This is a genomic window from Citrobacter sp. HN-141 (genome assembly GCF_033341895.1).
Taxonomy (GTDB): Bacteria; Pseudomonadota; Gammaproteobacteria; order Enterobacterales; family Enterobacteriaceae; genus Citrobacter.
Genome location: NZ_JAWPBF010000005.1, coordinates 267,039 through 278,556 on the forward strand (window position 1 = coordinate 267,039; position 11,518 = coordinate 278,556).

General features: G+C 50.6%; 13 protein-coding genes. 8 read left to right on the plus strand and 5 right to left on the minus strand.

Features of this window, described 5'->3' with window-relative positions; genetic code table 11:
• The gene (locus RYZ59_RS08835; RefSeq protein ID WP_202038664.1) at positions 1-762 is read left to right on the plus strand and encodes a DeoR/GlpR family DNA-binding transcription regulator; all 762 of its coding nucleotides are present in this window, start codon (positions 1-3) and stop codon (positions 760-762) included.
• Here RYZ59_RS08835 and ptrR read toward each other — a convergent pair.
• Positions 759-1,634: a putrescine utilization regulator PtrR gene (ptrR, locus tag RYZ59_RS08840; RefSeq protein WP_061067887.1), complete on the minus strand. Its 876-nt coding sequence runs from the start codon at positions 1,632-1,634 to the stop codon at positions 759-761. The two genes, RYZ59_RS08835 and ptrR, sit on opposite strands and share 4 nt — an antisense overlap.
• 102 nt (positions 1,635-1,736) lie before the next feature.
• Between ptrR and sad the strand changes: the two genes are divergently transcribed.
• The 7 genes from sad (at position 1,737) to RYZ59_RS08875 (ending at position 9,439) form a co-directional block, all read left to right on the plus strand.
• Positions 1,737-3,125, plus strand: a complete 1,389-nt coding sequence (sad, locus tag RYZ59_RS08845; protein ID WP_318046174.1) for a succinate-semialdehyde dehydrogenase — start codon at positions 1,737-1,739, stop codon at positions 3,123-3,125.
• Between the two features lie 102 nt (positions 3,126-3,227).
• On the plus strand, positions 3,228-4,805 hold the full coding sequence (locus tag RYZ59_RS08850) for a methyl-accepting chemotaxis protein (RefSeq protein WP_318046176.1): 1,578 nt from the start codon (positions 3,228-3,230) through the stop codon (positions 4,803-4,805).
• 62 nt (positions 4,806-4,867) lie between these two features.
• On the plus strand, positions 4,868-5,794 hold the full coding sequence (gene glsB / locus RYZ59_RS08855) for a glutaminase B (protein ID WP_318046177.1): 927 nt from the start codon (positions 4,868-4,870) through the stop codon (positions 5,792-5,794).
• On the plus strand, positions 5,794-6,153 hold the full coding sequence (locus RYZ59_RS08860; RefSeq protein ID WP_005122713.1) for a DUF4186 domain-containing protein: 360 nt from the start codon (positions 5,794-5,796) through the stop codon (positions 6,151-6,153). Before glsB ends, RYZ59_RS08860 begins: the two co-directional genes overlap by 1 nt.
• A gap of 80 nt (positions 6,154-6,233) precedes the next feature.
• Positions 6,234-6,761, plus strand: coding sequence for a GNAT family N-acetyltransferase (locus RYZ59_RS08865; protein WP_318046178.1), 528 nt, complete (start codon positions 6,234-6,236; stop codon positions 6,759-6,761).
• Between the two features lie 106 nt (positions 6,762-6,867).
• Entirely contained in the window at positions 6,868-8,319 is a 1,452-nt protein-coding gene (locus RYZ59_RS08870) for a tagaturonate reductase (protein WP_318046179.1), read from the plus strand.
• Positions 8,320-8,524: 205 nt separating this feature from the next.
• Positions 8,525-9,439 carry a bestrophin family protein gene (locus RYZ59_RS08875; protein ID WP_318046180.1) on the plus strand — a complete coding sequence of 305 codons (915 nt, stop codon included), beginning with the start codon at positions 8,525-8,527 and terminating at the stop codon, positions 9,437-9,439.
• 83 nt (positions 9,440-9,522) lie between these two features.
• On the opposite strand, the gene RYZ59_RS08880 is transcribed toward RYZ59_RS08875, so the two are convergent.
• From RYZ59_RS08880 to RYZ59_RS24730, 4 genes are all read right to left on the minus strand, one after another.
• Positions 9,523-9,900 (minus strand): GFA family protein, encoded by a 378-nt coding sequence (locus RYZ59_RS08880; RefSeq protein WP_137383079.1) that lies wholly within the window; start codon positions 9,898-9,900, stop codon positions 9,523-9,525.
• Positions 9,901-10,050: 150 nt separating this feature from the next.
• The gene (gene tam, locus RYZ59_RS08885; protein WP_318046181.1) at positions 10,051-10,809 is read right to left on the minus strand and encodes a trans-aconitate 2-methyltransferase; all 759 of its coding nucleotides are present in this window, start codon (positions 10,807-10,809) and stop codon (positions 10,051-10,053) included.
• Positions 10,810-10,877: 68 nt separating this feature from the next.
• Positions 10,878-11,405, minus strand: a complete 528-nt coding sequence (locus tag RYZ59_RS08890) for a hypothetical protein (protein ID WP_318046182.1) — start codon at positions 11,403-11,405, stop codon at positions 10,878-10,880.
• 52 nt (positions 11,406-11,457) lie between these two features.
• The coding region (locus tag RYZ59_RS24730) for an IS1 family transposase (protein WP_071528444.1) at positions 11,458-11,518 on the minus strand (61 nt) is incomplete at its 5' end.

An 11,518-nucleotide genomic window follows, 5' to 3' on the forward strand; every position in this document is an offset into this window, starting at 1 on the left:
ATGAAGGGATATAATCGGTTAGAACAGATTATGGATTATCTGAAAGGGCATAATCTGGCAACGGTTGAACAGCTTGTTGCTGTGACTCAGGCCTCGCCGGCGACCATTCGTCGCGACCTGATTAAACTCGATCAGGAAGGTGTTATCAGCCGAACTCACGGCGGCGTGACGCTTAACCGGTTTATCCCTTCGCAACCGACCACGCATGAGAAAATGCAGCGTAGCCTGATGGAAAAACAGGCTATTGCCAGCGCGGCGGCAAGCCTGGTGAAAGCCGGAGACGCCATTGTCCTGGATGCGGGAACGACGATGATTGAACTGGCGCGCCAGCTTACCCATTTGCCGTTGCGCGTCATCACCAGCGATTTGCACATTGCGCTATTTCTTTCTGAGTTCAAGCAAATTGAAGTGACGATCATTGGCGGGCGCATTGATGACTCCAGCCAGTCCTGTATCGGCGAGCACGGGCGTAAACTGCTGCAAAGCGTGTGGCCGGATATCGCGTTTCTAAGTTGTAACGGCTGGGACCTGGCCCGCGGGATCACCGCACCGACGGAAGAAAAGGCTGGTCTGAAGCGTGACCTGGTTGCAAACGCCAAACGTCGTGTCCTGTTGGCAGACAGTTCAAAATATGGTGCATGGTCACTTTTCAACGTCACACATCTGGATGCATTGACGGATATCGTGACCGATGCCCGACTCAATGAAGAGGTACGGCAGCAGCTTGAGCAACTGCCTTGCCATCTGACGTTCGCCAGTTAATCCGCATTCTGCGACAGCTGAGGTTCCAGTACCTCAATAAATGCTTCCAGCTGTCGCGTCATCGCCCCGCGACGCCAGACCAGCCACGTATTTAACCAACGCCAGTTTTCACTTAGCGGCCAGGCATTGACCTGATGGTGGCCTGGCATGCTTTCCAGCATAGAACGCGGAATCAGCGCGATCCCCGCCCCCGCAATCACACAGGCCAGCATGCCGTGGTAGGACTCCATCTCATGGATTGTGCCCGGCATCGCACGATCGGCGTGAAACCAGCTTTCAAAATGGCGGCGATATGAACAGTTGGCGCGAAAGGCATAGATATTGTAACCATTCACATCGCTGGCCCGTTTTATAGGCGGGTGCCCGTGTGGGGTGACAATCATCATCTCTTCACGGTATACCGGCATTCCTTCAAGACCTGGATGGGTTATAGGGCCATCGGCAAAAGCGGCGTTCAGCGTACCGTCCAGCACACCGTCCAGCATGGTGCCTGATGGCCCTGTTGCCAGTGCAAACTGGATTTTAGGGTAGCGCTGATTATATTCGGCAAGTGTGGCCGGAATACGCACGGCGGCTGTACTTTCCAGTGACCCCAGAGAGAACAATCCCTGTGGTTCATCTCCTGCGACCACCATCCTCGCTTCTTCTACCAGCGCCAGGATCCGCTGGCTGTAACGCAAAAAGTTGTGCCCGGAGGGCGAAAGTCGCAGACGTTGATTTTCACGAATAAACAGATCGACGCCAAGGTCCGCTTCAAGTTGGCGAATACGCGTGGTGAGGTTGGACGGCACGCGATGCACCTTCGCCGCTGCCTGCGTGATGCTGCCGGTCTCTGCGACGGCATTGAACATTTCCAGTTGCGTCAGATCCATAATTTTCTCTATTCGTGAATGGTATGGTTAATATTATTCATTTTTCAGAAAGAGTAAACCTGCGCATGATATAACCATACCTTGCGAGAAAAAGAGGCACTTATGACCATCACAGCAGCAACACATGCTATTTCCGCTGACCCGACCTGCGGCGAAATGCTGACGGCAATGCCGTGGGCCAGCGCCGATGAGATTACCCATGCGCTGAATCTGGCTGCGACGGGATTCAACGCATGGAAACACACGACCGTCGCCCATCGCGCACAGATGTTGCGCCGGGTCGGACAGGCGCTGCGTGTACGCGCCGAAGAGATGGCGCAGTGTATCTCGCGTGAAATGGGTAAGCCCGTCAGGCAGGCTCGTGCGGAAGTGGCAAAGTCTGCGGCATTATGTGACTGGTACGCCGAACATGGGCCAGCGATGCTCAGTACCGAGGCAACGCAGGTTGAGAATAACCAGGCCGTGATTGAGTACCGTCCCCTGGGAACTATTCTGGCGGTCATGCCGTGGAACTTTCCGCTCTGGCAGGTTATGCGCGGCGCGGTACCGATTTTGCTGGCTGGAAATGGCTATCTGTTAAAGCATGCACCGAATGTGACCGGTTGTGCCGCGATTATCGCCCAGGTGTTTAGCGATGCGGAAATACCGGCTGGGGTATATGGCTGGGTTAATGCCGATAACGCCGGGGTTAGCCAGATGATTAATGACCCGCGTATCGCAGCGATAACCGTGACGGGCAGCGTGCGGGCAGGGGCTGCGATTGGCGCTCAGGCCGGTGCTGCGCTGAAGAAATGCGTGCTTGAGTTAGGGGGTTCCGATCCGTTTATCGTACTTAATGATGCAGACCTTGATTTAGCCGTTAAAGCAGCAGTGGCAGGGCGTTATCAGAATACCGGGCAGGTTTGTGCCGCAGCGAAACGCTTTATTATTGAACAGGGCATTGCCGCAGAATTCACTCAACGTTTTGTGGCGGCAGCCAGCGCACTGAAAATGGGCGATCCGCTAAATGAAGAAAACGATCTCGGCCCAATGGCTCGTTTTGATCTGCGGGATGAACTGCATCAGCAGGTTGAAGCCTCACTGGCGCAAGGGGCGCGATTACTCCTCGGCGGGGAAAAGATCGCCGGTCAGGGGAATTACTATGCCGTGACGGTGCTGGGTGATGTTACGCCGGAAATGACGGCATTTCGTCAGGAGTTGTTTGGCCCGGTTGCGGCGATTACCGTCGCGAAGGATGCTGAGCACGCATTAGCACTGGCTAATGACAGCGAGTTCGGCTTGTCGGCCACGTTGTTTACCGCGGATGAGGCACTGGCGCAAAATATGGCGGCCTGTCTGGAGTGTGGTGGCGTGTTTATTAATGGTTACAGTGCCAGTGATGCTCGCGTTGCTTTTGGCGGCGTGAAGAAAAGCGGTTTTGGTCGTGAGCTTTCTCACTTTGGTCTGCATGAGTTTTGCAATGTGCAAACTGTCTGGAAAAACCGTCTCTGATTGCCCGGGTGCCTCTGCAGGGGCACCCGTCTTATTTCTGCAATAAATTTGTCATTTACTCTGCGTACACTCGCATCTAACGCTTTGATACAGAAGAGTAATATGAACATAACGCAAATTTTTCGTCGCCTGATCCCCCGTCAGTTTGGTCTGTTAACCGGTGTCATTTGTATTATTGCGCTGTTCTCTGTTTTGCAGATTGCATCCTCGCTCATGCTCTCAACCTCTGTCAGAGACGCGCAGATTAATGAACAGCATAATCAGCAGGTGCTTATGCAACAGGCGAAGATCGATCAAGCAAGGGTGGCGTTGTTAACGGCCAGCGACTTACTTAATCGTGCCGGCGTGTACTTTATGCAGGATGCGGCTACCGGCTCGGAAGGGAGCTGGCGTCCGTTAATGGAAGAGGCTCAGCATGCGTTAGCGCAGTCAAAAACGGCATGGGATGCCTGGCTTGCAATGGGTCCGCATCAGCCTCCCGACTTGATGGAGAGCTATCAGCGTTTTTATAGTGGTATTCAGGAGCAGGCCGATGGATTAATGCAATCCAACAGCATTGATGCGTTATTTGCCGTACCTGTGCAGGCGTTTCAGACAGACTTTAATGAAAATTATGCACGTTTTCAGCAAGACAGTGGCCAGCAGGCGGAAAAAGGGCGAGAGCAGCTGTTGATCAGTCTTGAACGTTTACAGCAGCTCTTTTTATTTATTCCTCTTGTGCTGGTGGTAATTGCGGTACTGGTCTGGCGCAGTATGTCCCGCTGGGTCATCGCGCCGCTGAGACGACTGATCGATCATATTGATGTACTAGCGGCCGGCGATCTTTCCCGTTCAACCCCCAAGGTTAGCCAGTTTAATCGTGAAGTGACACAACTGAGCTCCCGTATCGACGCGATGCAGCAGGGGCTATGTATGCTGGTGCAGCAGGTGAATGACGCGACTACCTCAATGGTGGGAAATATTACTCAGCTTACGCAAAGCAATAAACAGTTGTATCAGCAATCCGCGAAACAGAGCGATGAGCTAAATACGGTGACATCACATATTTCGTTTCTGGAAACACATGTTGAGGATAACAGCGGGTTTGCTCAACTGGCGAATCAACGCGCCGTTCAGGCGCGGGATATTGCTGCGGGGGGCGACCGGATGATGGCAACGGTAAATGCGTCGATGCAGGCGATTGTTGCCCGTTCATCAGAGATGCGCGGGATCATCTCACTGATTGACAACATCGCGTTTCAGACCAATATTCTGGCGTTAAATGCGGCGATTGAAGCTGCGCATGCTGGTGAACAAGGGCGTGGATTTGCGGTTGTTGCAAAAGAAGTTGGATTATTAGCGAGAAAAAGCAGTCAGTCCACGCAGAATATTCAGGCGCTGATTCATCATTCCTTAGCGGGTATTGATGAGGGCTTTCATGCGGTGAACGGACTGGATGATAACTTACAGCAGGTGATATCGCTGGTGGAAAATCTTGGCGCCTTATTGAATGACATTTCTGCTGCGACGATGAATCAAGGAACGCGTATTCACGCGTTGACCAGTCAGCTTCAGGCTCTGAATAACGAAGCCCGACAGACCAGCGATCTGGTGAACGCCGCGTCTGATTCCTCCCTTCAGTTACATCATGAATCTCATCAGCTTATGCAGGCCGTTGCCAGATTCCGTCTTCCGGTCTGACGCTGTGTATTCAGCTCTGTTATACTCGCAGGCCTTTCATACCTGCGAGCAAGGAGCATGTTGTGGCCAGGGCCATGGACAATTCAATTTTAGAGACCATTGTGCAGCAGGTTCGTCCGCTGATTGGTCAGGGAAAAGTCGCCGATTATATTCCTGCATTAGCCTCCGTCGATGGGTCAAAACTGGGTATTGCCATTTGCACCGTTGATGGTCAGCACTATCAGGCGGGGGATGCGCAAGAACGTTTTTCTATTCAGTCGATTTCAAAGGTGCTTAGCCTGGTTGTCGCAATGCGTCATTACCAGGAAGACGAAATCTGGCAACGTGTTGGCAAAGATCCTTCCGGTCATCCATTTAACTCGCTGGTGCAGCTGGAAATGGAGCAGGGTATACCGCGTAATCCCTTTATCAATGCCGGGGCATTGGTGGTTTGCGATATGCTGCAAGGTCGCCTGAGCGCGCCACGGCAACGAATGCTGGAAGTGGTACGTGCATTAAGCGGCGTTTCTGATATTGCTTATGATGCGACGGTTGCTCGGTCTGAGTTTGAGCATTCCGCCCGCAACGCGGCAATTGCCTGGCTGATGAAGTCCTTTGGCAATTTTCATCACGATGTGACGACCGTTCTGCAAAATTACTTTCACTACTGCGCGCTGAAAATGAGTTGTGTGGAACTGGCGCGGACCTTCGTGTTTCTGGCTAATCAAGGGAACGCTTTCCACCTCGCCGAGCCGGTGGTCACGCCGATGCAGGCGCGACAGATTAACGCGCTAATGGCGACTAGCGGTATGTATCAAAATGCCGGGGAGTTTGCCTGGCGGGTAGGTCTGCCGGCGAAATCGGGTGTCGGTGGTGGCATTGTGGCGATCGTGCCGCATGAGATGGCGATTGCGGTCTGGAGTCCGGAGCTGGATCCCGCAGGGAACTCGCTGGCGGGTATTGCGGTACTGGAACAATTAACTCAACAGTTAGGGCGCTCGGTTTACTGATGAACACGCTCGACCCGCTTTTTGCCCGACTGGCGAAATCGACCTTTCGATCACGGTTTCGTCTCGGACAGAAAGAAAGACAATATTGTCTGGAAAAAGGTGCGCCGGTTATTGAACAACATGCGGCCGATTTTATTGCTAAGCGATTGGCTCCCGCGTTCCCGGCCAATGACGGAAAGCAAACGCCGATGCGTGGACATCCGGTGTTTATCGCTCAGCATGCCACGGCGACGTGCTGCAGGGGATGTCTGGCCAAATGGCATGATATTCCTCAGGGGCAACCGCTGAGCGAGCAACAGCAACGTTACGTTGTCACTGTTATCTACCACTGGTTAGTGCTGCAAATGAATAAGCCATAGATAACATAATCCTATGATCCGACTCCTTGTGTTATGTAATTGTTAATTGCAGTATGAAGGGGTCAATCTAAGGAGATCAAATGGCTACCCACACCCCCTGCTTTATACTGAGCGCGGAACAGATCCTGTCGAGAATCGACGAGCTTAGTGATGTCCTTGAACAGTGCGTGAACGATGGCGCATCTGTCAGTTTTATGCTTCCTTTTAACCGCGATAAGTCACGGCCTTTCTGGACGCGTGTTGCACACAGTGTCTCTTGTGGAGAACGCATTGTTCTGGGGGCTGAAAATGCGCAAGGGACGCTTGTTGGGACCGTTCAACTCATTATCGAGCAACCCGAAAATCAACCTCATCGTGCAGACGTTGCCAAACTCCTGGTTCATACCTCTGCACGGCGGTGTGGGATCGCCCGGGAATTGATGAATACACTGGAAAGTTGCGCACACCATGAAGGGAAAACCCTCCTGGTTCTTGATACGTCTACAGGCAGCGCCGCCGAGTTGTTCTACCACAATTGTGGATGGCAAAAAGCAGGGGTAATCCCTGGCTATGCAAAAATGCCTGATGGAACACTGGCCGGGACCACACTTTTTTATAAAACGCTCTAATTTGTCACCGGGGATTGATCAAAACAGGGTTTCATTGTATTAAAGTTTGCTAACCTATTGGACCAATTCAATCAGGTTGTATGACTAATCAAAAAGGGAACCCATTGTGCAAACACTAAATCGTCGCGATTTTCCCGGTGCTCACTATCCTGAACGCATTATTCAGTTTGGTGAAGGAAACTTCCTGCGCGCCTTTGTTGACTGGCAAGTTGATCTGCTGAATGAACATACCGATCTGAACGCTGGTGTGGTCATTGTTCGTCCTATCGAAAGTACTTTTCCGCCGTCACTGAGTACCCAGGATGGTCTCTATACCACCATCATTCGTGGTTTGAATGAAAAGGGCGAGGCCGTCAGCGATGCCCGTTTAATTCGTTCGGTTAACCGCGAAATCAGCGTCTATAGCGAATACGATGAGTTCCTGAAGCTGGCGCATAATCCTGAAATGCGTTTTGTTTTCTCTAACACCACGGAAGCGGGTATCAGCTACCACGCGGGTGATAAGTTTGATGATGCGCCGGCAGTGAGCTATCCGGCCAAACTGACCCGACTGCTGTTCGAACGCTATAGCCATTTCAACGGTGCGCTTGATAAAGGCTGGATTATCATTCCTTGCGAGCTGATTGATTACAATGGTGAAGCGCTACATGAACTGGTGCTGCGTTATGCTCAGGAATGGGCGTTGCCGGAAGCATTCGTACAGTGGCTGGACCAGGCAAACGCATTTTGTTCTACGCTGGTGGACCGTATTGTTACCGGCTACCCGCGTGATGAAGTCGCGAAGCTTGAAGCTGAACTGGGTTATCATGATGCGTTTCTTGATACCGCAGAACACTTCTATCTGTTTGTTATTCAGGGGCCAAAATCATTAGCCACCGAACTTCGCCTCGATAAATACTCGCTGAATGTTCTGATTGTTGATGACATCAAGCCGTATAAAGAGCGTAAAGTCGCTATTCTCAACGGTGCGCACACTGCACTGGTACCGGTCGCCTGGCAGGCAGGGCTTGATACCGTGGGTGAAGCAATGAATGATGCTGAAATTCGCGCCTTCGTTGAAAAAGCTATCTATGAAGAGATTATTCCGGTGCTGGATCTGCCGCGTGATGAATTGGCTTCATTTGCCAGTGCGGTGACCGGCCGATTCTGCAACCCGTACATTAAGCATCAGCTATTGTCGATTGCGCTTAATGGCATGACCAAATTCCGCACCCGTATTCTGCCGCAGCTGTTGGCAGGGCAGAAGGCCAGCGGCCAACTGCCGCCGCGTCTGACATTCGCCCTGGCAGCCTTGATTGCTTTCTACCGCGGTGAGCGTAACGGTGAATCTTATCCGGTTCAGGACGATGCGCACTGGATGGAACGTTTCCAGGTGTTGTGGGCTCAGCATCGTGACCGCCAGATTACGACCGAAGCGCTGGTCATCGCGGTCCTGGCCGTAAAAGAGCACTGGGAACAGGATCTGACACAGGTTTCCGGCCTGGTCGAGCAGGTTTCCGCCGATCTGGAGTCTATCCTGGCAAAAGGCATGCGCGAAGCTGTTAAGCCACTGTGCTAATACGTTAACCCGGCTCAGGTCGGGTTTTCTATTGATCTTGTTTAGTTACAACATACATTATGCTTATCTTCAATAGCGTACATCTGTACCTTCAGTGCACTCAATGGTCAGCAAGAAAAGATGTTTAGATAGTGTTACTGTAAGCTTGCAACATTGATCGCGATCACGTTTAATGTCCCGGCTTTCACATTTTCCGAAGATAACCATGATCGTTCGCCCCCAACAACACTGGCTACGCCTGATATTCGTCTGGCATGGCTCGGTATTATCCAAAATCTTTTCACGCTTGCTGCTGAATTTCCTGCTCTCCATTGCTGTTATCATCATGCTGCCGTGGTATACGATGCTGGGTATCAAATTTACCCTGGCGCCGTTCAGCATTCTCGGTGTCGCAATTGCAATCTTCTTAGGCTTTCGTAACAACGCCTGCTATTCGCGCTATGTTGAAGCCCGACATTTGTGGGGGCAGCTGATGATTGCTTCCCGTTCACTTCTGCGCGAGGTGAAAACGACCTTACCAGATGATGCAGAACTGGGGCAGTTCGTTCGTTTGCAAATCGCATTTGCGCATTGCCTGCGTATGACTTTACGTCGACAACCGCAGGCGGAACCCCTGGCAAAATACCTCAGCGAAAGCGATTTACAGACCGTTTTTGCGTCTCAATCACCGGCCAACCGCATTCTGCTGCTGATGGGGGAGTGGCTGGCCGTTCGCAGACGAAATGGGCAGCTATCTGATATATTATTTCACAGTTTAAACAACAGGTTAAATGATATGTCGGCAGTGCTGGCAGGTTGTGAGCGTATCGCGAACACGCCCGTTCCGTTTGCTTATACCTTAATCCTGCATCGCACGGTATATCTGTTTTGTATTATGTTGCCGTTCGCGTTAGTGGTGGATTTACACTATATGACACCGTTCATCTCGGTGCTTATTTCGTATACCTTTATCGCGCTCGATGCGCTAGCCGAAGAGCTCGAAGATCCGTTTGGCACCGAGAATAATGATCTACCATTAGATGCTATTTGTAATGCGATAGAAATCGATTTACTGCAGATGAATGATGAAACCGTTGTGCCGGTGAAACATATGCCAGATAAACATTACCAGCTGACATAACGTCCGGTAAAGCTGGTAGCACGACCAGCTCTTATTTTTCACGGAAAGAATAGGTAAGACTTGATGCGCCGGGTAGTGTGGTTTTAGCCGAATTCTCTTTGCCACCATGCAGGCTGCATATCGGTAAATGAATGAAACTCGGGGGCCAGATCTTCATCATTGGGATCATCAAAAACGCCCGCTAATAGCGCTATTACCGGAGCGTCATCAATGGCACCAACTGAACTTCCACATCGAGGGCAAAAAGCGCGACTGGATGTTTCTGAAGAACGCCAGGTCGTCGGTTTACCCGCTTCTCCCGTCCATTCTACATTTTCAGCATTAAATTCAATCCAGACGACGGTCGGTGCACCGGTATGCTTGCGGCAAATATCGCACGAGCAGGTATGCGAATTAGTAGGGCTCGTCGCGGTAAAGCGAATAGAGCCACACAGACAACCGCCAATGTAGACTTTAGACATGACAACCCCCGTCAGTAAACGTTCTCAGACACTAGCAGATGACTGGCTTCATCACTAGATCCTCATCGTAAAAAGACGAGGGCGCGCATGAGGAATTCATAATAATTATCAGCCCCTGGTATAAAGAGACTGATAATTGGCGGTCAGTGCTTATGAATTGTGTTTAGCAACGATAAACAACCGTGGAAACGCCAGCAGTATTTTTCCATTCTCTTGCAGCGGATATTGCTCCTGCAGCAATGCATGATAGCGCGCCAGAAAGCGATGTTGTTCGCTTTCACTCAGGTCCTGCAACCATGGACGCAACCCCGTCGAACTCACCCAGTCGATAATTGCCTGGTGTGAATCCATCACGTGATAGTAGGTTGTACGCCAGATATCAACATCGCAGCCCATGTCAGTCAAAATATCATAATACGCATGCACTCCGGGAAGAGGCGAGCGGCCGCGATCGGGGTAGCCCAGTTCATAGGCGACTTCACGCATCAGAACATGCGTTGGCTCCAGCCAGTTATCCGGCATTTGTACGGCCAGTACGCCATCTCTTCCCAGCAGAGAGACCAGGTGTGGGAACAGCTGATAGTGATCGGGAACCCATTGCAAAGATGCGTTTGCATACAGCAGATCGACAGGCTCTTCTGTCTGAAATGCGCTAATATCCGCTTCGATAAAATGACAGCCAGGCAACGCGTTACGCGCTTCGATCAGCATTGCCGGAGAAGAATCCACGCCTGTTATTTGTGCTGATGGCCAACGTTGGTGTAGCAATGCGGTGCTGTTACCCGGGCCGCAGCCGAGGTCGACGACTGAGCGGACATTTTCCAGCGCGACTCTGCTGAGTAATTCAGCTGCAGGTCTTGAACGTTCGGTTTCATATTGCAGATAGAGCGAAGGGTTCCAGTCAGCCATGTTTCAGTATCCTGTATGCGATGAAATAGTATGATTCTGAGCCAGCAATTTCCATCACGCCCTCAGAATCAATGATTCTTGTTCCTTCCCAGCATAGTAAGTGTAGCTTTAAAGGGTAAAAATAGGACAAATCGCATTACAAAAGATAATAATTCATAATCTTTCTTATACTTCTTTTGCTTTCTCTTCAGGATCGCGATCTCTCGTTGGGCATTCAAAAAACTCCTGACGTAACATTCACCATCATTATGATTGTCGATGAAGTCATCACCGTAGTTACTCTCATAGAGGCTTATGCAGTCTTTTATTCTTGCCTTAATAGACTCAATATCATCAAATTGAATCCAATATTCAGATAATAAGTATGCTATCAACTTTTCCTGAAAAGCAGACATGGCACTGTGTTTATCATTCAAAAATATAGCATCGAAATCGTCTAAGACTTCAATTTTATGTGTGGCTTCGTACCATTCGCTCCGACCAAAGCAATAAACTGGCTTGCCTAAAATTAAGGCTTCAATGCTTGTGCCAGAATTACATGCGATAACGGCAGAACTCCCTTCAATTAATTCGTGGATATTAGCATCAACAGACAAAACATTCTCGTTGGTTGCTAATAGATACGCAATCTTGGGTAATGACTCCAACTTATTGATAGTGTTTTATGTTCAGATAATGCCCGATGACTTTGTCATGCAGCTCCACCGAT